The following is a 23,243-nucleotide window of genomic DNA, read 5'->3' on the forward strand; positions in this document are numbered from 1 at the left end:
ATGTTATGTTTTTAGTCACTGGTGCGACGCTTGTTTCTGCCAGTTGTGTGTATGCGTATTGCTAAAAGCAATAACAAAATCGGAGGATAGATGCGCAAACACCTTGTTAAAAAAACGGGTATGCAGAATCCCGGATATTCGATTCCCCAAACGCACGGGCCACTTCAAACCCACCCTCGCACAATCGGCTGGTTTGGCGCCACTGCACTGGCAATAGGCGGCAGCAATCAAATCCTGTTCCTGCTGTCGGCGCTCTTTATCGGACAGGAAACCATATCGGGACAAGGTAGCGCGACAATTCCCCTGCTGATCGCTGGCCTGTTGCTTGCCTGGGCCGCAGCGCCTGGCTGGGTTGAACTGGTATTGATGTTTCCAAACCGTGTGGGCGGCATTTCCGCAAGTTGCGTCGAGGCTTTTCGGCCATATAGTCCGGTACTCGCCAATCTGACTGGCGTCTGCTACTGGTGGGGATGGGTTCCCACCTGCGGGTTGACCGCCATACTATCGGCATCGGCAATACACGAATGGTATTTGCCGGGCGTGCCAGTCAATGTGATGGCAGTGTCGCTGGTGGTCTTTTTTACCGGTATCAGTCTGTGCGGTATCAAATGGGTAAGTCGGCTGGCGATTCCGATTGCCAGCCTGTCGGCGTTACTGGCGTTCGTTTCTGGATTAGCGCCGATGCTGGCTGGAGAAGTCGATTGGCAACAGGCCACCACCTTCCATCTGACCACGCCTTTTCCCGGCTGGTTCGGCGAATTGACCAGCCTCATGGCCGGGTTGTATCTCATTGGATTCGCCGCGCCCGCGTTTGAGGCGGCGGCCTGTCATGTCGGCGAAATGGTTGATCCTAAGAAAACGTTGCCGCGCGCCATGCTCGCCAGCGCTGCGATAGCCGGTCTGTTCTTCATAATGCTCCCAATCGTGTGGCTCGGCACGCTTGGAGCGGATGCAATGGGCAAAGATTTGGCGCTGGAGTTGGGCCCCACCTTTGCCCCGTTGTTTGGCAATGCTGGCAAGGCAATCGCGGTCTGGTTCATGATGTTAAGCATGTTTTCCGGCACCTTGCAGCCGCTCGCCGGTGCCTCGCGCACGTTGTCCCAATTATCGGAAGACGGCTTGTTGCCACGCGCTCTCGCATTGCGTTCGCGCACCGACACACCTTGGGTGGCGACGTTGCTGACGGCTGGGATGGCGATCTTGTTCCTGTTAATCGGCGACCCGATCTGGCTAATTGCCGCTGCCAATTTTACTTACTTGATCAGTATTGCATTGCCCAGTGTTGCGGTCTGGCTGCTGCGGCGTGATGCGCCCGCGATGGCGCGGCCTTACCGCGCTCCTCGTGGCACCATCATGCTCGGACTGGCTGCCGCCGTCATGTGGGCGGTGTCCGCGTTATTAGGATTCGAGCAGTTCGGATTGCCGACCGTACTAATCGGTTTGGCCTTTGCCTATTCTGGCTCGTTGCTGTACATGTGGCGCAGGATTGCGGACCGGCGCGATTCCGGTTTGCCGGGCATTGCACGCACGCTGCACCTTAAGCTAACCGGCGCGATGATACTGGTTATGGTGTTGGACGGCACCGGTTATCTTCTGGCAGTCGCCAACATTCCACGCCCCGAGGGCGTCTTGATGACGGCACTGGCGGATATTTTCGTCGCCGTCGCCATGCTCACCATTGCCGTTGGGTTAGTGTTGCCTGGCATGATCGCCCATTCAGCAGTCGAGATTCCGAAGCCGCAAAACAGCTTGCCAGCGGCACGCTGACAGAGCTTTCGCGTGCCATGCAGGCGCTTGGACGCGGTGATATTAACGCGGCCCATGCTAGTGTTTCATTTACCCCCGTGCGGGCACGTTCACGCGACGAAGTCGGCGAGATGGCCGCAAGTTTCAATTTGCTACAGTATGAAGTTGCCAACGTAGCCACTGGGCTCGACGGTGCCCGCGAAGGGTTGCGTCATGCGCAGCACGAAGTCACCACTGCGCACTTCAAACTCCAGCAACGCATCCACGAGCATGAGCAAGTTGAAGAAAAACTGTCGGGCATCCTGGATTCCATCCCGATGGTGGTGTGGTCTATTTCCGCTGAATATGCGCTGCTGTATATAAACCCGGCGTCGCACGTCATTTACGGACGGTCGGTGGCAGAGTTTACCGCGGACCCTACTTTGTGGACCAAAATCGTGCACCCCGATGACCGCACCAGGTTCAGGCAGTGGCTGGCGCAAGTATTAATCGGGGACCCACAAACGCTGGAATATCGCATCGTGCGGCCGGATGGCGAGGTGCGCTGGCTTGAAGATCGCGCCAGAACGGCTCGCGATGCGCATGGCAATCCACTCAGGCTTAATGGTGTGGCAACTGATATTTCCGAGCGCAGGTTACGCACTGCACGAATCGAATCCCTCGCTAATTTTGATCCACTGACCGGGCTGCCCAACCGGAATCTCTTCGTCAACCGTCTCGAACAATCATTACGTCATGCACGTCGTGCACGGTCCAGAGTTGGATTACTGTTTCTCGATATCGATCGTTTTAAATACTTCAATGACAGCTTTGGCCACGCATTCGGTGACAGCGTGCTTAAGGAGTTTGCCTTCAGGATTAAATCAGTCCTGCGCGACGAAGACACACTCGCCCGTTTTGCAGGTGACGAGTTCGTCATCCTTTTAGATCACATCAGAGAGTCAGAAGACGCCGCCAGTGTCGCTTTGAAAATACTGACCGCGTTTGCGGAGCCAGTGTCAGCGGATGGACGTGAACTACATATGAGCGCCAGCATCGGCGTCAGCGTCTATCCCGAAGATGCCGATAGCGCTGACACTTTACTCAAGCACGCAGACCTGGCAATGTATCGGGCTAAAGATCAAGGTCGCAATTGCTTCCAGTGTTATACGGTGGAAATGGGTGCTAAGGCAGTGGAAAGGGGGCATCTTGAAGATGCTCTACATCACGCGTTAGAAAACAATGAATTCGAGCTGCATTACCAACCCCAGATCGATTTGGAAAACGGACATGTAAAAAGTATCGAAGCGTTGATCCGCTGGCGAAATCCAAAACTTGGGTTCGTAGCGCCCGGACGTTTCATTCAGATCGCGGAAGAAACCGGCCTTATCGTTCAGATCGGCGAATGGGTACTGAAAACGGCTTGCGCGCAAGCCAGCATCTGGCATCAAGCGGGTTATCCGCTGACCGTGGCAGTGAATGTGTCGGGTCGTCAGCTTAAGCAAAAAAACTTCCTGCATTTGGTGCAGGACGCGATCGAGGCAGCCGACTTGAAGGCAAACTATCTTGAGTTGGAGTTGACCGAAAGTATGTTGATGAACGACTCCGAAGCGACGATTCAAATTCTGGATGATCTAAAAGTCCTTGGGGTTCAGCTATCGATTGACGATTTTGGAACCGGCTTTTCAAGCTTGAGTTATCTGAGTCGATTCCCTATAGATATTATCAAAATCGATCAGACGTTCGTTGCTGGTCTTGCTATCAAACCGGAGGCGGCATCCATTACACTGGCGATCATCGCACTGGCAAAGGCGCTTGGTCTTAAAACCGTCGCGGAAGGCGTGGAGACGGTCGAGCAACTTAATTTTTTGTATGAAAATGAGTGCGATGCGATACAAGGGTTTTATTTCAGTCGCCCATTGCCTGTGGCAGAAATGACAGCGTTACTGCAACGCGGTAGAAAACTACACCTCGGTAAAACTCACGATCTGGGTCCTTATCTGCATCTGATTCCACATTTAGGGACGGATGGTTAGGTTTCAAGCGGCGTCGTCTTCGGCCGCTTGGTGGCGTGATGGAAAAGGGGGCGTTAGCCGAGCTGGGCATTCGCCAGCTCGCTGATGGATATCAGTTATCTTTTACGTCCGTATTCGGATACGGTGATGTTATTCGGGCTTTGTCAGGGCGTGATCATTTAGTGCGTCGATACGACGTGCTGCCAGTTCTGATAGCAGATGAGATGAGGACAATGCAAGGCGCAGTAAGGTTTCCGTGTCCAAGATGTCGAGGGTCGGCATTGTGTTGTCGTCGCGATCTGTGTTGCTTAAGTGGGCTAGGTTGATGCAGGTTTTTATGTCTTGGCAGATGTCTAACGTCAGGGCGTAAAATTCGGCTTCTCGGTCGCCTTTTAATGTTGGGGTTAGCCATGAGAATGACTTGTGGAATGATTCGATTGGTGGTTTGGAGGAGGATGGGTTGAATTCAGGCTTGCTCATGATTGCACCTTGGAGGTGAATGATGAGGGTGCTGTTGGGATTGGTGAAGGGGAAGGGTGTGGGATCGTTTGCGAACGGGAATGTGTAAACGAGGTTCTGCTAAGCATATCGACGGTTCCTTTGTTGGTTATACCGCTACTCGCTACCAAGCGGGTGGGCGGCAAATGGCAGAGTTGGTAGACCGTCAACAAAGGCAAGCGGCAGGCCGAAGCCTCTCTACCACTGCCGCCCCGTGAGGGCGCACAATGGCAAACGCACACAGAAAAACGGCTTTACGCCGTTTGTACGCCTTTGTTGAATCGGGCTACCAACCCGGTCCCTTTTTTTTAGGGACGAAATGAGTATAAAGCATCATCGCTTTTTTTTGAAGTCTCGATTTTCTAGCTTTTGCTGTTTGCCGATTTGCCCAACAAATTAGGCTTTGTTTTTCTACGCGCCGATGGCGCATTGTTTGGCAAATGATTATTTCAATGTCGTTGATAACTTGAACGGCTGGCGCTCCGTGGATGCTTGTCGGGGGTGGCCCGACAGCCAGTTACTTTCTTTTGCTTCGCCAAATGAACAGTAACCAAAGAAAAGGCGACCGCAGAGACGCCGCCCTTCGGGTCCCCAAGTTTTTCGACCGTCAGTCGGGTTGAAAGACCAACTCGCTTCGCTCAAACATGTCTTCCAACAATTCCCGACTAACAGCCGAAAAACTTGGCAGCATCTATGTAGGGGTACGTCAAAAGCAAAAGCAAAAGCAAAAGCAAAAGCAAATTCAAAAACAACCGCAACCGCAACCGCAACATCAACAGCCGTCATGGTTGATGTGATTCAGTTTGTACTAATCTCACCTATCAGCTTTACATGTCTGCACGCACTAGATTTGTCAGCATCGTGTTTAATAATGAAGCGATGACGATTGAAGAGCGACTTGGTTGGCTGGCTTTAGACTATTAATTCGGTAGTGTCGGGAACGTCGGGCTGGGTGGATAAGTTTTTCAGTGCAGCTTTCAGTCCGTCAAAGCATTGCTTGTCGATTGCGCTACCGACCATTGCGGCCATCATCTCTAGTGCTTGCGGTACTGGGATTGGCCCGCGATAAGGGCGATCGGCGGTAATGGCATCAAAAATATCGGCGGTTGTAATGATGCGTGTTTCAAGGCTGATCTCGTCGGCATTGATTCCGCGAGGATAGCCGCGCCCGTCCAGTCGCTCATGATGCGCTCCGGCGACCCGCGCCAGTTCGGCAAAAGCGCCAATGCGCGATAAGATGGTTTCGGTGTAGGTGGCATGAAGCTTCACTGCTACCCACTCTTCTGCATTAAGTTTGCCTGCCTTATCCAGCACACTGTTACTGACACCCAGCTTTCCTACATCATGCAGCAACGCGCCACGCTTCAGCCATCGGCGCCTGGCGAGGGAGAGCCCGAGCGCTTCGGCAATCAAATCCGTATAAAACGCTACCCGTGTGCTGTGACCACTAGTGTAGGGACTTTTAGAATCGACGACCTGACCAAAAGCGGCGGCAATATCATCAAGGTAATCATCGTCAACTGGCACTTCATAGCTGCTGGGCTCAAGCGCAAGAACTGCTGGCGCGATATCTGGCGCGATCAGGGTAGACCAGAATTCACTGGCTTGGGCTGCGCGTTCAAAGGCTTGGACTAACTGTGGATCGAACCAGCGACCTGAGCGTAGGCGTACTTCGTTGATTGCTGCCTCAATGCCATCGGCTGTAAGAAAGACATCAATGACCTGCGCCATCAGTGCAATACGGGCAAAAACAGGTATGGCATCGCCCGCCAATCCATCAGGTTTACCTTGTCCGTTGTAGTGTTCATCCAGGCTATAAATACCGCCAGCGACAGCCTCCGAAAATCGCAACAGCCGTGCGATTTCGGCACCGCGCTGGCAGCGGGTGGCAATCAATTCGCGCGCAATTTGACTACCGTCGCGCAAGATCGTCAACACACTACGAAAACGGTCGGCTAGTCCAGCCTTAAGGCCGGTATGGTTGAGAACGAATTTAAGCACCTGCGGTAGACTTTCACCGACAGTTTTAAAGTCACGCTTGAAGTTAATGTCGTCGGTGAGATACAGCTCGCAGATGCGTGCGGCGTTGCTGCTGCAGCCCAAGTCCTTCAGCAGCAAGGTGTAGTAAAGATCCCATAGCTGGTCCTCAGAAAGCCCCAGCTCACGCCCAATGTGCATTCCAATCCAGCAGCAACGCATACAATGCCCGGGCGGTTGACCTTCCGTGATGTCAAGTGCATAGCTAAGCGAACCGATCAATTCCGACAGTTTGATGCCACCGGCCGGAGGAAAAGCATCCAAATTGGTGTGAAGGTTGTGCATCCGCGACATCCCTTACTTGGCATAAATGAAGCTTAATTCTACGCGACGGAGGGGGAGTCTTGGGAGTTATATTGGTATGTAGCTTGGGGGAAATTTAATGAGTAAGTACTGCGTCCTCACCCCGCGCCTTTGTATGACAATAACGTGTGCGTTATCGATTGCGCTATCTAATAGGCTTTTAACGCTTTTAACGCTTTTAACGCTTTTAAGATTGTTACGCGTTGGGGTATAAGTCAAAACGCGCATGACGTATTTCTTTCATGTGCAGATTAATGATTCACTACGGCTTGCTTGAAGTGAAGCGTCAAAAAAACGTTCACGTAGGGGCCATGCAACATAAAAAGTGGATAGCAAATATTTCGCTGAATATTAGTAATACCTAATATTCAGCATTTATTAGTAATTCCTAATATGTTGAACCTAACGACCAATTATCTTACGCTCGCGCAGATCAGCCAAGGTGTCTTCGGACAAATTCAATTCACCCTGCAGAACCTCTTGGTTTGACTCACCCAAATGCTGGCCGGCCCAGCGGATGGTGCCGGGCATGCGTGACAGTCTGGGAACCGGTGACGTAAGGCATACGTCGCCACGGTCATGATCTGGCACGTCGACAAAGTTGCCGCGTGAGATCACTTGCGGGTGATGCATCAAATCATCAATACTTTGAATTTTTACCGCAGGAACATCTGCCAGTTGAAAAGCGGCGAGTGCTTCTTCGGTTGTGCGAGTTTTCAACCATGCGTTGATGGCGGCGTCGAGCAACGGCCGATGCGTGACTCTATCCTTGTTGAGTTTAAACATCGGTTGTTCCGGCATTTCGGGATGACCGACAACGGTCATGAGCCGACCAAAGACGCGGTCACCTGTTCCGCTGACGAAGATCCATTCATTGTCGCCGGTTAAGTAAGCGCCACCTGGAGACACGTAGTCGGGCGTATTGCCGGTGCGCTCCGTCACCTTTCCCTGATGTCGGTATTTCATCGGGATGTCTTTCAGGAAGGGAATCATGGTCTCATAGAGCGCCAGATCCACTTCGTCGCCAACATTCTCTTTGTGCAGATGTTTGCCTAGTAATGCGGTGACCGCGCCAAAGGCTGCCCATAATCCGGCGGTGAAATCGCAAACAGGCAATCCGGCTTGCTGCGGTGCCGTGTCCTTTTCGCCCGTGACGTACACCAGCCCTGAAAAGGCTTGGGCGTTGCGGTCGAAGCCGGGCGTGTCGCGCCAAGGTCCGTCTTGGCCGTAGCCGCTAATACGCACGATGGTAATGTCGGGACGTTGCTCTTTCATCCAGGCCGAAGTAATTCCCCATCGATCAAGCGTTCCGGGCCGGAAGTTTTCGATGAGAAGTTCAGTCGTTTTAAGAAGTTGGCCTAGGATGGTGCGACCTTCTGGTGTACGAATATCGAGCGCGACGGACCGTTTATTGCGTCCGATTGTTGACCACCAATAGCCGCTATCGCTTTCACGGTCGGAAGGAAAGGCGCCCAGTGTACGCATAGGATCACCCACTTCTGGCAATTCTATCTTGATGACATCAGCGCCAAAGTCTGCCAATAGAGTGGCGGCAAACGGAGCAGAAATGAAGGTGCCAAGCTCGATTACGCGTATTCCTTTTAGCGCTGGTTTGAGGGGCGTGTCTTTGTGGAGTATAGGTTGTGTCATGGCAAAGAGCGTGATTTCATTAGATATCTACGTGATGAATTAGCATTGCTATTGCTGTGCCGAGAGGGATAACCAATCTTGGTCATTGTATGATGCCAAGTCTCTTGGCGAGCTGCTTCGCCTTTTCGGATTCCGCTTTGAGGTCGACCGTGAATTGCGCATTGGTTGGGGTGATCGACTGCGCACCCATTGTGACCAAACGCTCTTTGACTTCGGGATCCTGCATGGCGCCGTTAATAAGGGCGCTCAGGGTCGCTACGACTTCTTTTGGCGTTCCCGCCGGTGCTACAAAACCGTACCAGACAGGCGTCGGGAGATATGTCGGTAAGCCGAGTCCTTCCGCAATGGGAGGGATATCTGGAAAAAGCGCCGAGCGATGGGTGTCAAACACAGCCAGCCCACGCACCTTTCCTGCGCGCAGATGCTGCTGCACCAAAGGCACCACGACGGGAAACAACGCAATGTGGCCCCCGAGCAGGTCGGTCATAGCCTGTGCAGTGCTCTTGTACGGAATCTCAACGACATCAATGCCAGTGGCCTGTTTAAAAATCTCCATCTCCTGTTCACTGATTGTGCCGGGACCGGAGGAAGCATAGCTCAATTTACCCGGGTTGGCCTTGGCATAGGCCACTAGCTCTTTTATATTATTGATCGGCAAAGCAGGGGAGAGAGCCAGCACCAGAGGGATGGTAGCCACTTTTGCGATGGGAACGAAGTCTTTGACCGGATCGTAAGGCGGTGTAGATTTTTGGATCGGTGCGATCACGAATGGATTCGCGGCGATGAGAATTGTGTATCCGTCGGGTGCCGATTGCAACGCAGTCAGGGAGCCGATCAAACCACCTCCACCATCCCGGTTCTCGACAATCACTGATACATGTGATTTCCTGGATATGCTCTCGCCGATCGTGCGGGCCATGACGTCGCTCCCGGTACCCGGCGAATACGGCACGATAATCTTGATTGTCTGATTTGGATAGGGGCTGGCGTGGGCGATGATCGCTGCGCTCGCCAGCGATAGTGCCAACGCCAACGACAATACCTTTCCTAATTTAATCTTGCGGTTTGTTCTTCCGATATTCCATGAATCCATTGCTGTCTCCTCAAAAATCAACTTGAACTTGATTAACGCCGCGCCCTTTGCGGGTCTGCGGCATTTTTTTATTGTATAACTATTTAACTTTCTGATGTAATAATAAATCGATTCGGTCCGAAGCCGCGGACTTTTAAAAAGTCAATTTTATGATGTTGTTACCTTTTGATAGGTTGTCCGACACGCCAAAATGACAGGCGTTACTGGGACTTAATTGTGCAAACGCCCTATCAGTTTGTCGGGCTATTTCTTTCTCTTCATCGAAAGAATCTTTATATAAAAAAATAGTGTCCGATCAATTATCCAATCACGTCATGGATTGATCGTTTTCATGCGAGTGGATCAAAGTACCTGTTTTTTTGACGCTGTTTCCAATCTCTTTGGAAGTCACACATCGTGTAAAAAAATACGGTAATAGCTCTGTAAGCTAAGCTGGTAGGGGTGATGGCGCTAAAGAAAGGTCTCTAAAAATTAGGCCCCGGTGGCTATCGTTATTAATTGTCTCTGAATGCTCAATCTATATTGAGGAGTTGATCAAGCGACAAATGTTGTTTAAAGAATGACAGCATGATGGGAGGTAATTGAGAAAAAAATTTCATTGCGCCACACTCGAAAAACCATTTCGAAATGGTGATATGGTGAAAAGTGCGCGACGCTAGTTGGCCTATTTGAATAGCTTAATTTTCTTATGTGAAAAATATTAGAAAATAAGGTTAGACGATTTAACGCACAATAATCTAAATAGTTATACAATTAGATTTGATGATTGATTATCCGCTCCCCGACCATTGCGCAGATGCGACAACTGTGGCCGCTGGAGTAAGTTAAACGACTGAAAATTAAACGACTGAAAACTGGGAGCGCATCTGTGAATTGGCCAACCGTGATTTACAACGAAGAGGTGATGAGAGAAGGTTTCGGAATAGAAGACGTGTGCATTCCTCTGGAAGCCAAAGTGGCGTTTTTAGATGCACTCTCCGAGACCGGCTTGAAACGGATAACAGTCGGCGCTTTTGTCAGCCCGCTCTTCGTTCCACAGATGGCTTGCTTTGAGGAACTGTTGCGCGCATTCCACCCGAAAGAGGGCGTGACGTACTTGACCTTTATTCACAATCAGAAGGCCAAGAAGCGCGCTGAGCAATATTCTCCCCCTCTGACAATCGAAGAGGAGTTCTGTACGCTGTTTCTCGATATCTGCGACGTTCATCAGCGCAGAAACGTCAATCGCTCGGTCGAGCAGATGATGGAAGGTTGGCCAGAGGTCATTCAGGATGCAAAGGAACGTGGCATCAGCAAAGCCCGCATTGGAATCGGCTCCGCGTGGGGTTCCAACTTCTTGGGAAAGTTTTCTCAGGATTATCGCTTTTCTTTTCTCGAGCGGCAAATGGCCTTGTTAAATGCGGCCGGAATAGCCGTCGTTGAGATCGCACTGCACGATTCGCAGAGTTGGTGCTTGCCTCCCGAGATGGAGGAGGATCTCAAAAAAATCAAACTTCGTTGGCCCGAGGTCAAACAGTTCAATCTGCATATGCATAACGCGCGCGGCATGGCGCTGCCTGCGATTTATACCGCCTTGCGCACTCTGGATAAAGACGACACTGTGATCATTGAGGGAACGCTCGGAGGAATCGGAGGCGGGCAATTCGGCGGGAACGGTCGTGCATCGGGAATGGCGGCGACCGAGGATGTCATCCATATGCTGGAAGGACTGGGCATCGATACCGGCGTGGATCTGGATAAGATCATCGACTGCGTATGGATGCTGGAGAAAATTATTGGTCGCGCCGTATTTGGTCACGTGGCTAAGGCTGGCCCAAGACCAATGCATCCGGATGCATTTTACGATCCGAACATTCCGGGTTTAGAAAGTCTGGAAGCGGCCAAGCATTTTAAGTTGGGGCCGCAAGCATACCAAAAAGAGGGTTACACCCCGTGGAAGCATCCTATCTCTGGTCCTTACTATCAAGGGCCGCGAGAATCTATAAATGATGGACATAAGGAGAAGACAAATGGACTTTAGTTATTCTGATGATCAAGAGATGATCCGCGATTCGGTGAGGAAATACGCTGAGGCGGAACTTCTTACCCAATACAAGCGATGGGACAGAACCGGTGAGTGGCTGACCAAGGATTTCATGGACAAGCTGATCAATATGGGATTGTTGCGGTTGCGCCTTCCAGAAAAGTACGGTGGTCAGGGTTATTCGTTCGTCGACTGCGGGATCGTGTGTGAGGAGATTGGTCGTTGTGACCATAACATCCGGTACATCATCAGCAACGCCATTCACCTCGGTGAAATGGCTTCGTCCATGGCGCCAGAGTTGCAAGAAGAGTGGATTCCACGTATTGCCAACGGCGAAATGATGTCGCTGGCCTTCACCGAACCCGGCGGTGGTGCCGATGCAGGCAACATCACAACTAAGGCAGTTAAGGATGGCGATCATTACATCATCACCGGCGAGAAAACCAGCATCACCTTTTGTGGGGTCTCGAAGGTGGTGTTCGTCTCGGCTCGGACCGGCGGACCCGGACCTCGGGGACTTTCATTCTTTCTGGTTCCAACCGACACGCCTGGCGTTACCGCCACGCCTTTCGAGCGCATGGGACAACGGATTGATCGTGCGGGTAGCTTCTTCTTTGACAATGTGCGGATACCAGCACGTAATATGATCGGCGAGGAGAACCAAGGTTTCATCTGGGCGATGACGATCATCGGTTACAACCGCAATTTCGTTCCATTGGCTTGTATCGGCGCTGCCCAAAAATCCCTCGACGAAACAATCGAGTACGTCAAGATCAGACAAGTTATGGGGCGTTCACTTTCAAAATGGCAAGGCGTGGCAAACGAACTGGCAATGGAGGCAACGAAGCTGGAGGCGGCACGTATGTTGTGTTACCGCGCTTTGTCATTGAAGGACAAGGGACTGCGCCATGATAAAGAATCGTCGATGGCCAAGTGGTGGGGCGTGAAGGCGGCCAACGAAGTCCTTTATACGTGTATGCGTTTGCACGGCCATTACGGTTGGGCGAAAGATTTGCCGTTCGAGCAACGACTGCGGGATTGTCTGGGAATGGAGTCTGCGGACGGACCGCGTGAGGTGCATCTGGGCATCATTGCGCGTGACATACTTGGGAAAGAATTCGCCCCATTTTGAACCAACACCACATTGCAATATAAATGCATGGAAATCCGCCCGATGATGGGATCACGCGCACAATCGGATGCTGTGATGACGGCGGGGACTAACAGCAAGAGGGAGTACTTATGAAGCTCGAAGGCATCCGTGTCATTGACCTGTCGCGCTTTCTGCCCGGACCAATGTTGACGCAGTTCATGGCCGATCACGGCGCCGAGGTCATCAAGATTGAGTCAGTCGACGAGGGCGAGCCGACTCGCGCCGTTGGCGAGATGCGCGACGGGGTCAGCGTATTCTTTGCCAACTCCAGCCGCGGCAAGAAGAGCCTGGCGCTAGATCTAAAGCAACCGGCCGGACTGGAGGCATTGATGCGGCTGATCGAGGTCTCGGACGTCGTCATTGAGGCGTTTCGGCCCGGCGTGGCCGGCCGCATCGGCGTCGGCTATCAACAGATCAGCGCGCGCGCGCCGCACATCGTATATGCATCAATCTCTGCCTTTGGGCAGAGCGGTCCGTACCGTGACCTCGCCACCCACGACCTCGCGATTGAGGCGATGGCCGGTGTGCTGTCGCTGAACCGGGGCAGGGATGGCGAGCCTGCAATTCCCGGATTGCCGGCAGCAGACATGCTGGCGTCGATGGTCACGCTCTCAGGCGTGATGATGGCGCTGCTTCGTCGCAAAGAAACCGGCCGCGGGGATTTTATCGACATGGCAATGGCTGATTGCTTGCTTGCCGCTATTCCCAACAACCTCGACACAGCGATGGCGGGGAGACGTCAACCTAACGTCCCCGAGGCGCGCTCGCTCGGCGGCAACGCGCTCTACGCCATTTACGCTACCAAGGATGGCGACTGGATCGCGCTCGGCGGGCAAGAGATGAAATTCGCTGTCAATCTTCTCACCATGCTGGGCCGGCCCGATCTGATCGATATATGCAAGCTGCCGCCAGGTAAGGGGCAACATCCTGTGCGTGACTTTCTGACAGAAACCTTCCGCACTAAAACCAAGAGCGAGTGGGTGGCCTATTTCAAGGGTCGAGATATACCCTTCGCACCCGTGCAAACGCTGCCTGAAATGCTCGAAGACGCCCACTTCAGGCAGCGTGGTGCTGTCATAACCGATGAACGTGGCTGGGACCATATCGGCAATCCAATCCGATTCACGGACGAACCGGGACACACACGCTTCGACGCGCCAGCGCTCGGGCAACATTCGGCAGCGATCTTGCGTGAACTGCACTATTCGGAAGGTGAGATCGCAAAACTCCAGGAGGATGGCACCATCAAAGAAGCAACACAGGAAGATATCTCGCGTCATACCGGCTCGGACAAGACGATACCCATTGGCGGCGCTGCGTAAATCTGCATTTTGAAAATTCGGGCTTTTTTGGGTTGTGATGCAACTAGCGACATTTGTTTAATCAATGTCGTGATGTTGCATCGCTTTAGGTGACTTGTGCTGCATTTTAGGTGATCGATTTGTTTTAGCTGTGCATGCGCAAACGCCTTATGGCGAACTAGCCTTGCTGGATTCGGTGGCGAAATTTGCGTTCTCCCATTGTTTTCACCAGATAGGTAAAAGAAAACTGATATTTCGAATGTCAACGATTGCAAAGAAGGATTATCTTTTGTTAAAAATGGTGGCCTTCGGGTAATTGTTCCCATCTTTTTTCGCCTTGTCATTGCCATTATTTAATCTCAAAAGTAGTGAACGTCGCTGCTTACGGAATGCACACAAACGCTTGCTTTTTCACGTTTGAAATCGTCAAAAAATCAGGCCAATTTATCTACCTAAAACGATTTTCCATTTATCGTTTAATAACGACATGTGCTAATATAATTTGCATGACAAATACTGTAACCAAGCCCCGCAAAACCACTACTACGGTATCCCGTAAACCTCAAAAAGCCGCCGCTACAGTAGCAGAGGCATTACGCCGTCAAATTGTCACGGGTAAGCTCAAACCTGGCGACAAGTTACATCCCGAGAACGTACTACAAATCGAATTCGGCATCTCGCGTCCAACGCTTCGCGAAGCGTTGCGCCTTCTCGAATCTGAGTCGCTCATCACCATCGCCCGCGGCAGACACGGTGGGGCACGTGTGAACTCAATCGATGTCGGTGCCGCGGCCCGCCAAGTCGGTCTGTTTCTACAAATCGAAGGCACGACACTAGAAGACATATGGCTCGCTCGCATCGTCATTGAACCACCAGCCGCCGGATTGCTGGCGGCGTCGCGCAACCCCATCGCCTTAGCTGAGCTTGAGGCAAACATCGCCGAAGCACGCGAGGCCGCGCAGTCTGATCTGATACGCTACGCCGATCTCAGCGCTGAGTTCTCAATGCTTATTACTCGCCACTGCGGCAACAAAACGATCCATCTTCTCGCTTCACTAATCTACAACATCATCCGCCGCCAGCACGAGCATGTAACAGAACGCACAATCGAAAAAGCCAGTGTCGACAAGCTACGTCAAGACAGCATCAAAGACCGCCAAAAAATGGTGAAGCTGATGCGCAGCGGCACGCCCGCCGCCGCCGAGAAGTTTTGGCGCACGCATCTGGAACACACCCGCGACCTGGTCATGAGCGCATATAGAGCGCCAAGAACGATTGATGTGTTGAATGAGCCGATTGGTGAACTGCGTGCGGTTGGGATTGTTAAGCGACCTGCGCGTCTGGCCCAGTGAATTCGAAGACTGCAGCGCTGATTGATGGAAAGTATCCGACGCTGTTTTACATCAAAACTGACAGTAAAACTCACGGTTAAATCGTCTCACCTGAGTACGGCCCGGCTCTACCGCAGGTTGTCATCAGATGGGAATCCCGTCCCTCGCTGCTTGTCGGCTATCCTCGACGCGATGGGACTTCATATCGGGGTGCAATTTTTACCGACTTCATCCGCACACGCTTAAAACGGTGGCGTCTATACTAAAAATTAGATGTGGTAGTCTTACGCGAATCTGACCGCCTGCCGATTAGGTGGATCAACTTGATAAGAATTTATAAACCATCAAAGATTATTGGGAGTTTTTCATGAAGCCATATGTCATCTGTCATATGTTGTCCTCCATTGATGGACACGCGCTCACTGACGGCTGGGCGCGCCCTTTTAAAAAAAATGCTGGCGACCTGTATGAGAAGCTTGCTCAGCAATTCAAGTTCGATGCATGGATCTGCGGTAGGGTCACAATGCAGGAAATCGCGCACGGTGACGATTATCAGAGAGGCCTGGCCAAAGCACCCGTTCCACGCATTCATTATTTTGCCAACCGCAATGCGGACTGCTATGCCATCTCAATTGACCCTCACGGCAAAGTGGCTTGGAAGAGCAACGTAGCGCTCGCTTCGCATGTCGTCGCGGTTGTGACAGAAGCGGTGTCGGATGATTATTTGGCCTATCTGAAATCCATCAACGTGTCTTATATTTTTGGTGGCAAGACAGAAATTGATCTGGCCCATGTCATTGCAACCCTTGCAAATGAACTTGGCACTAAGCGTCTTATCGTCGAAGGCGGACCCGCGGTGAGCGGGTCATTTGTAAACGCAGGGCTTGTCGATGAGGTCAGTGTTCTTATCTTGCCGCTGATTGATGGACGTGGTGAGCATCCCGCATCGTTTGAGATCGCCAAAGATGTCTGGTCGCAGCCAACTTACCTTACATTAGAGTCGGCAGATATCCAAGAAGGCGGCGGTGTGTGGTTGCGCTACAAGAAGCAGTGATGTCCCAAAAAAATAGCATTTTTGGGATTTTAATACGTGCATCCCTCAATTTTGATGCGCAGTATAGAAAGTGTCTGCAAATCGGCAGCATCGCTGAACCAGCAGTAAGCCTGGACCTTAGCTAAGGTATGGCCAAAACACACCAGATCCACCGGATCAAATGAACGGCGCACTGCGGGATACCGGTCAGAGTTGCTATTTCTTAATGGAAAACCTGGCGGGTTACTCCTGGCGTGTTGTGTACCAAATCAACATCCTCCAGGGCTTGCCTCAATTGAGGTCAATCTGCAAACAATACGAAAGCCAGAAGTCATTGAATTCGCAGCAATTACGCCTGTTTTAGCTGCGGTTTGCTTGTATTTTGCTTCGGTAATGCGCGAAGTAAAGTTGATACATCCTTCAAATTCGAGGTAATACCGCTAAATTGTAAAATTAGGCGGGGATCCGCAAGATGCCTGGTTCACATCCGCTTTTCACTTATCCAAGCGATAGTGCGTCGAAGGTGCGCCCGGCATTCCGAGGTGTGAGTACCCAAATTCGGGCGTCGCATAAAGTTGTTGACCCCGCCGCATGTGCAACTTTGTACGCCCCTTGTCAGTGCCTGTGTATGTCCGTTTTAACTCGTTTAACCTTATACCTATCGAACGCCCATAAAAAAAGCGCGTAAGTCTTTGAAATCAAAGACTTACGCGCTATGTTCTTGGCGGAGAAAGGGGGATTCGAACCCCCGGTAGGCTATGAACCTACACACGCTTTCCAGGCGTGCGACTTAAACCACTCATCCATCTCTCCTGTTTTACTACTCTTCTCTAACTGACTCGATGTTACCGAAGCCGTGTTTCGCGAAGCCGCAGATTATAACAATGTTTTTGGTGGTCTGGCGACTTTCGGTTTTAAACAGTTCACTTTTAACGATTTACCTAGCCTCAAGCGGACTTAAACCAAATTTTTCGGCTTGGTCCAAAGGTTAAGGGAAGCTAACGACAATCTGAATCAGGTAGCCAAAATCCACAAAACCGTCAGGGTGACAACTTACTTGAGTCGCCTTAACGGTTCCTTTTACGACGTTATTGCGCCTCTTTCAACTGATCCAGAATGCCTGGATTTTCGAGAGTGGAGATGTCTTGCGTGATTTCTTCGCCTTTGGCTAGGATTCTCAATAGACGGCGCATGATTTTGCCTGAGCGTGTTTTTGGCAGGTTGTCACCGAATCGGATTTCTTTTGGCTTGGCGATCGGGCCGATTTCTTTGGCTACCCAGTCACGCAGTTCTTTGGCGATTTGTTTCGCTTCGTCGCCGGTTGGGCGGCTGCGTTTGAGGACGACGAAGGCGCAGATTGCTTCGCCTGTGGTGTCATCGGGTCTGCCGACGACGGCTGCTTCGGCCACCATCGGGTTGGCTACTAAGGCTGATTCGATCTCCATGGTGCCCATGCGATGGCCTGATACATTCAGCACGTCATCGATACGGCCCGTGATGGTGAAGTAGCCAGTATCTTTGTTGCGGACTGCGCCATCGCCAGCAAGGTACAAATTGCCGCCAAACTCTGGTGGGAAATAGGTGCTTTTGAAGCGCTCTGGATTGTTCCAGATGGTACGGACCATGGCGGGCCACGGACGTTTTACCACGAGGATGCCGCCTTGACCGTTTGGCAAATCATGGCCGGTTTCATCGACAATCGCTGCCTGAATGCCTGGCAATGGCAGGGTGCATGAACCCGGTACCAATGGCGTCGCGCCCGGTAGTGGCGTGATCATGTGACCGCCGGTTTCGGTTTGCCAAAATGTGTCGACGATTGGGCAACGTTCTGCGCCGATGTGTTTGTGATACCACATCCATGCTTCTGGGTTGATCGGTTCGCCGACGGAGCCTAGCAAGCGCAACGAGGTTAAATCGTATTGCGATGGATGGATCTTTTCATCGGCATCTGCGGCTTTGATCAGCGAGCGAATCGCTGTCGGTGCTGTGTAAAAAATGGTGGCTTTGTGACGCTGAATCATGTCCCAGAAGCGCCCTGCATTCGGGTAAGTCGGAATGCCTTCGAAAATGATCTGCGTGGCGCCAACTGCTGTCGGTCCGTAGGCAATATAGGTGTGGCCTGTGATCCAGCCGATATCGGCGGTGCACCAGTAGACATCATTGGGTTTGATGTCAAAGGTCCATTTCATGGTCAACGCGGCCCACAAGAGGTAGCCGCCGGATGAATGCTGAACGCCTTTTGGGGTGCCGGTTGAGCCGGATGTGTAGAGGATGAACAGTGGATGTTCTGCGCTGACCCATTCTGGTTCGCAATGCTCAGGCTGGTCGGAGACCAATTTATGCATCCAGAGATCAAAGCCGGGGTTAAAGTTGATGTCGCCGCCCGTGCGCTGATAGACGATGACATTTTTGATGCATTCGCAACCGCCGAGGGCGAGCGCTTCATCAACGATGGCTTTTAGTGGCAGACGTTTGCCGCCACGGACTTGCTCGTCGGAGGTGATGACGGCTACTGCGCCTGCGTCAATAATGCGTTCTTGTAGCGATTTTGCAGAAAAGCCGCCAAATACGACTGAATGCGTGGCGCCGATACGGGCGCACGCTTGCATGGCGACGACGCCTTCGACTGACATCGGCATGTAGATAACGACGCGATCACCCTTTTGTACACCGAGCGATTTTAGGCCGTTGGCGAACTTGCAGACTTTTTCGTATAGCTGTTGATAGGTTACTTTGACTACGTCACCGCCGTCGTTTTCAAAAACGATAGCGACTTTGTCGGCGTTGCCATTTTTCAGGTGAACGTCAAGGCAGTTGTAGGAGACATTGAGTTGACCGTCTTCGAACCATTTGTAGAAGGGGGCGTTGGTTTCATCCAGCACTTTGGTGAAGGGTTTATGCCACTCCAGATTTTCACGGGCTAGTCTGCCCCAAAATCCGTCATAGTCGGTTGCCGCCTCCTGGCATAAGGCGTTATAGGCGTCCATGCCAGAAATCGCCGCGTTCTTGGCAAAGTCTGCGGGTGGAAGAAAAACGCGCGTTTCGTGCGACAAAGTTTCGATGTTGGCCATTCGGTGGTCTCCTGCTATTAGAAATTATTGATGCCAGAAAGTAGGCTTTTACACTTACTCAAGCCTTACAGTCAGCGCATTGGTGAAATTTGCATGGTATTCAGGGGTTCTGGTTTGTTAATAGAGCGGTTATGGAATTTCCCGAGGAAAACAGTCGTTCTGTATATCAACTTTTGATAACATTACATGGCTTTATTCCAATAGATTACGCTAAATATGACCTTAATCGTTGACTACGATCGAGCGTATTTGAACAATTTTAAACGGGTTTGTTAGTGGCAACGCGGGCAAACGCCTCTTCGGCCAATTCTGGCCACGCTTGACGTGTAAAATAGCGCAGTCGCACTTTTCAACACTTCAGAACACTATGAGCAACGACTTGAATCCTGTAGCAAAAAAACCGATTGGCATGCTCCCCAATGTCATTTTCATGAGTCGTTGGCTTCAATTGCCACTATATTTAGGCCTGATTCTGGCGCAATGCGTTTATGTATTCCATTTTTGGGTCGAATTAAGCGATTTGATCGGTGCTATTTTTGGCAATGCGGCGTCGCTCCAGCATATTCTTGACGCCGTTACGATTGACGGGGCGATACGGCCGACCAAGCTTACCGAGTCGACCATTATGTTGGTGACATTGGGCTTGATTGATGTGGTCATGATCTCGAATCTGTTGATCATGGTGATTGTCGGCGGATACGAAACTTTTGTTTCTCGCATGAATCTTGAGAATCATCCTGATCAGCCCGAGTGGCTCTCGCACGTTAATGCGTCGGTGTTGAAGGTTAAACTGGCGATGGCAATTATCGGCATTTCGTCGATTCATTTGCTGAAAACCTTTATTAACGCCAATGCGTACGATACTAAGACGCTATTGGCGCAGACCGGTATTCATATAACGTTTTTGCTATCCGCATTGGCGATTGCGTGGTGCGACCGTATTATGACCGCCACCCAACAAAGCCAGCGGATGAACGGTGGCGAACATTAAATGCTGGTAATGGATGCGGAATAAATTGCGCTCTTTACCGATACGCCAAATTTGATTACTGATTCTGATGATGGACGCCTTGATGGAGATGCAAGATGTCGATATATCGCAATTCTGACTATACGGTGCGTAACGATTCGCACGCTTGACCGATTGATTGTTAATTTTAGAAACCTTTCCCGGGGTTTTACCTAGGATTTTACCGAGATACGCCATGACCACGACCACAATTAAGCAAGAAGACCTTATTGAATCGGTAGCTGCAGCATTGCAATACATCAGCTATTACCATCCAGCGGATTACATTCAGCATTTGGCACGCGCTTACGAGGCGGAGCAAAGTCCGGCCGCCAAAGATGCCATCGCGCAGATTTTGACCAATTCACGTATGTGTGCTGAGGGTAAGCGCCCGATTTGTCAGGACACCGGCATCGTGAACGTTTTCCTAAAAATTGGTATGGACGTGCGCTTTGAAGGTTTTAAAGGTGACATCACGGATGCGGTCAACGAAGGCGTACGTCGTGGTTATCTTCACCCAGACAACGTGCTGCGCGCATCGATCGTGGCGGACCCGCATTTTGAGCGCAAAAACACCAAAGACAACACGCCAGCCGTGGTGCACATGGAGCTGGTGCAGGGTAATACTATTGACGTTCAGATCGCGGCCAAGGGCGGCGGATCTGAGAATAAAAGCAAATTTGTGATGCTCAATCCATCCGATTCACTGGTTGACTGGGTCATGAAGACTGTGCCGACCATGGGCGCCGGCTGGTGTCCGCCGGGAATGCTGGGTATCGGTATCGGCGGTACGGCTGAGCGCGCGATGCTGATGGCGAAGCAAGTGTTGATGGAAGATATCAATATGTACGATTTGCTCAAGCGCGGTCCGGAAAGCAAAACGGAAGAATTACGCATTGAATTGTTCCAGAAAGTAAATGCGCTTGGTATTGGCGCGCAAGGTTTGGGTGGTTTGACCACCGTACTGGATGTCAAGATCATGATGCATCCGACGCATGCAGCATCAAAACCGGTGGCGATGATTCCAAACTGTGCCGCCACGCGCCATGGACATTTTGTTCTGGATGGTTCTGGCCCTGCGTTCATGGAGCCGCCTTCCTTGTCCGACTGGCCAGAAGTGCATTGGATGCCGGACACCGAAAAATCGCTGTCAGTAAATCTTGATACGTTGACTAAAGAAGAGGTTGCATCCTGGAAGCCGGGTCAAACGTTGCTGCTAAACGGCAAGATGCTGACCGGTCGCGATGCAGCACATAAGCGGATTCAGGAGATGCTGGCTAAAGGTGAGAAATTACCAGTCGATTTCACTAACCGCGTGATTTATTACGTTGGTCCTGTTGATCCGGTGCGCGACGAGGCGGTTGGTCCGGCTGGTCCGACGACAGCGACACGGATGGACAAATTTACTGACATGATGCTCGAGCAAACCGGTCTGATTTCGATGATCGGCAAAGCAGAACGTGGCCCGGAAACAATCGCATCGATCAAGAAGCACAAGTCGGCCTATTTAATGGCGGTTGGTGGCGCTGCGTATTTGGTATCGAAAGCGATTAAATCCGCTCGCGTTCTTGGTTTCGCCGATTTGGGTATGGAAGCAATTTACGAGTTTGACGTAAAAGATATGCCGGTGACAGTCGCGGTCGATTCGAATGGTATTTCGGTTCATAATACCGGGCCGAAAGAATGGCAGGCGAAGATTCAATCGGCGTCGCTGGCGAATATTCCGGTTACTGCTGCCTGACGAGGTTTATTGCGGTTGGTAAGCGCTTTCCTGATGTTACTTATAAGGACGCAGGAACGCGCGTTTTATTTGGCCGTAGTGATGCCGCGTTGTCGCCTCTTATATAGTCTTAGTTAATAGTCCTTACTAATAGTCTTACAATATGATGACTCCGAGAATGCCGATGGAAAAAGAGAGGCCCATTGGCATTTTTGATTCCGGTATCGGTGGTTTATCGGTTCTTCGTCATATTCGTGACGCCATGCCGTCAGAGAATTTGCTGTATTTTGCAGACTCCGCTCATGCGCCTTATGGCGATAAAACGGAGCAAGCGATCCTGGAACGGTCGCTGTCAATCGCTGAATTTCTGCTCGAACAAAATGCAAAGGCGATAGTAGTCGCCTGTAACACGGCAACGGCCGCTGCAATTAAGGCGATTCGCAGCGCTTATCCCACGTTGGCCGTGGTTGGTATCGAACCCGGGCTGAAACCTGCTGCGCTGCAAACCACGACAAAGAAGATTGGTGTTTTAGCGACGAAGGGCACATTGTCCAGTGCTAGCTTTAACATGTTATCTCAAAAAATTTCAGCCGCAACAGGCGTCCAGTTCACGTTGCAAGCCTGCGTTGGCCTCGCAGATCAGATAGAAAAAGGCGAACTGGATACAGAAACAACGGACTCCATGATATTTCGGTATGTGGCGCCTTTAATTGAACAAAACGTTGATACATTAGTGCTCGGCTGCACCCATTACCCGTTCGTTCGGCCAATGATCGAAAAAATTGTCAAACGCCTTACCTCCACACAGGTTGCGCTCATCGACACCAGCGATGCGGTAACGAAACAGTTGATCCGGATACTTGCGGAATACGATTTGGGCCAAACTAATCCCGAATGTGGGTCTTTGACTGCGTTCACCACTGGCAAGCCAACTGTGCTGAAAAACACCTTTTTTAGTTTGCTGGGATGGCAACCGAGGGTGTTTCAGGTCCCGACGGTACCATGATGAAAAAATAACGCTATTAATCGCATCATTTTCGTATTTTTGAATTGCCAGTACTAATTTTAGTTTGTATAATAGCGAGCTGTTCTGGTCCACAAGATCAAATAGAAATAGTAAGACAGTGGTGGCTGTAGCTCAGTTGGTAGAGTCCAGGATTGTGATTCCTGTTGTCGTGGGTTCGAGCCCCATCAGCCACCCCAATGAAATCAAGCACTTAGCCCACTTTATAGTGGGCTTTTTGTTTTTTTAGGAAGCTAAAACTTCAAATTTAGCAAGAT

At 51.1% G+C, this 23,243-nt stretch carries 15 protein-coding genes and 2 tRNA genes; 11 read left to right on the forward strand and 6 right to left on the reverse strand.

Translation table 11 applies throughout. From position 1 onward, the window contains the following. Positions 1 to 90 precede the first annotated feature (90 nt). Both RGU75_RS14080 and RGU75_RS14085 read left to right on the forward strand, forming a co-directional pair. Complete coding sequence (locus tag RGU75_RS14080; RefSeq protein WP_322236928.1) at positions 91 to 1,767, forward strand: APC family permease; 1,677 nt, start codon at positions 91 to 93, stop codon at positions 1,765 to 1,767. Positions 1,768 to 1,784: 17 nt separating this feature from the next. Then, positions 1,785 to 3,761, forward strand: coding sequence for a putative bifunctional diguanylate cyclase/phosphodiesterase (locus RGU75_RS14085; RefSeq protein ID WP_322236930.1), 1,977 nt, complete (start codon positions 1,785 to 1,787; stop codon positions 3,759 to 3,761). 129 nt (positions 3,762 to 3,890) lie between these two features. Here the strand turns inward: RGU75_RS14085 and RGU75_RS14090 are convergent, their stop codons facing one another. The 4 genes from RGU75_RS14090 to RGU75_RS14105 all read right to left on the reverse strand — a co-directional run bounded on the left by RGU75_RS14090 (position 3,891) and on the right by RGU75_RS14105 (position 9,321). Beyond that, positions 3,891 to 4,220 carry a hypothetical protein gene (locus tag RGU75_RS14090; protein ID WP_322236932.1) on the reverse strand — a complete coding sequence of 110 codons (330 nt, stop codon included), beginning with the start codon at positions 4,218 to 4,220 and terminating at the stop codon, positions 3,891 to 3,893. 930 nt (positions 4,221 to 5,150) lie between these two features. Further along, on the reverse strand, positions 5,151 to 6,560 hold the full coding sequence (locus RGU75_RS14095; protein WP_322236934.1) for an HD-GYP domain-containing protein: 1,410 nt from the start codon (positions 6,558 to 6,560) through the stop codon (positions 5,151 to 5,153). 420 nt (positions 6,561 to 6,980) lie between these two features. Further along, positions 6,981 to 8,228 carry a CoA transferase gene (locus RGU75_RS14100; RefSeq protein ID WP_322236936.1) on the reverse strand — a complete coding sequence of 416 codons (1,248 nt, stop codon included), beginning with the start codon at positions 8,226 to 8,228 and terminating at the stop codon, positions 6,981 to 6,983. Positions 8,229 to 8,310: 82 nt separating this feature from the next. Continuing rightward, a complete protein-coding gene (locus tag RGU75_RS14105) occupies positions 8,311 to 9,321 on the reverse strand; it encodes a tripartite tricarboxylate transporter substrate binding protein (protein WP_322236938.1) in 1,011 nt (336 codons plus the stop codon). A gap of 868 nt (positions 9,322 to 10,189) precedes the next feature. On the opposite strand from RGU75_RS14105, the gene RGU75_RS14110 reads away from it, so the two are divergent. From RGU75_RS14110 to RGU75_RS14130, 5 genes are all read left to right on the forward strand, one after another. Next, on the forward strand, positions 10,190 to 11,341 hold the full coding sequence (locus tag RGU75_RS14110) for a hypothetical protein (protein WP_322236940.1): 1,152 nt from the start codon (positions 10,190 to 10,192) through the stop codon (positions 11,339 to 11,341). After that, positions 11,331 to 12,476 carry an acyl-CoA dehydrogenase family protein gene (locus RGU75_RS14115; RefSeq protein ID WP_322236942.1) on the forward strand — a complete coding sequence of 382 codons (1,146 nt, stop codon included), beginning with the start codon at positions 11,331 to 11,333 and terminating at the stop codon, positions 12,474 to 12,476. The genes RGU75_RS14110 and RGU75_RS14115 overlap by 11 nt, the downstream gene beginning before the upstream one ends. A 110-nt stretch (positions 12,477 to 12,586) precedes the next feature. Continuing rightward, the gene (locus tag RGU75_RS14120; RefSeq protein WP_322236945.1) at positions 12,587 to 13,819 is read left to right on the forward strand and encodes a CaiB/BaiF CoA-transferase family protein; all 1,233 of its coding nucleotides are present in this window, start codon (positions 12,587 to 12,589) and stop codon (positions 13,817 to 13,819) included. A gap of 485 nt (positions 13,820 to 14,304) precedes the next feature. Then, entirely contained in the window at positions 14,305 to 15,150 is an 846-nt protein-coding gene (locus RGU75_RS14125; protein WP_322236948.1) for a FadR/GntR family transcriptional regulator, read from the forward strand. Between the two features lie 346 nt (positions 15,151 to 15,496). Next, positions 15,497 to 16,183, forward strand: coding sequence for a RibD family protein (locus tag RGU75_RS14130; RefSeq protein WP_322236951.1), 687 nt, complete (start codon positions 15,497 to 15,499; stop codon positions 16,181 to 16,183). A 701-nt stretch (positions 16,184 to 16,884) separates the two neighbouring features. Here the strand turns inward: RGU75_RS14130 and RGU75_RS14135 are convergent. Further along, positions 16,885 to 16,975: transfer RNA gene (locus RGU75_RS14135), tRNA-Ser, on the reverse strand. A 275-nt stretch (positions 16,976 to 17,250) separates the two neighbouring features. After that, a complete protein-coding gene (acs, locus tag RGU75_RS14140; protein WP_322236953.1) occupies positions 17,251 to 19,233 on the reverse strand; it encodes an acetate--CoA ligase in 1,983 nt (660 codons plus the stop codon). Between the two features lie 367 nt (positions 19,234 to 19,600). Here acs and RGU75_RS14145 point away from each other — a divergent pair, with 367 nt between their 5' ends. The 4 genes from RGU75_RS14145 to RGU75_RS14160 all read left to right on the forward strand — a co-directional run bounded on the left by RGU75_RS14145 (position 19,601) and on the right by RGU75_RS14160 (position 23,165). Then, positions 19,601 to 20,224, forward strand: coding sequence for a YqhA family protein (locus RGU75_RS14145; protein ID WP_322236956.1), 624 nt, complete (start codon positions 19,601 to 19,603; stop codon positions 20,222 to 20,224). 214 nt (positions 20,225 to 20,438) lie between these two features. Beyond that, complete coding sequence (locus RGU75_RS14150; RefSeq protein WP_322236957.1) at positions 20,439 to 21,983, forward strand: fumarate hydratase; 1,545 nt, start codon at positions 20,439 to 20,441, stop codon at positions 21,981 to 21,983. Between the two features lie 142 nt (positions 21,984 to 22,125). After that, positions 22,126 to 22,968, forward strand: a complete 843-nt coding sequence (murI, locus tag RGU75_RS14155; protein WP_322236959.1) for a glutamate racemase — start codon at positions 22,126 to 22,128, stop codon at positions 22,966 to 22,968. A gap of 121 nt (positions 22,969 to 23,089) precedes the next feature. Then, positions 23,090 to 23,165, forward strand: a tRNA-His gene (locus RGU75_RS14160). Positions 23,166 to 23,243: the final 78 nt, after the last annotated feature.

The organism is Glaciimonas sp. CA11.2 (assembly GCF_034314045.1).
Classification (GTDB): Bacteria; Pseudomonadota; Gammaproteobacteria; order Burkholderiales; family Burkholderiaceae_D; genus Glaciimonas.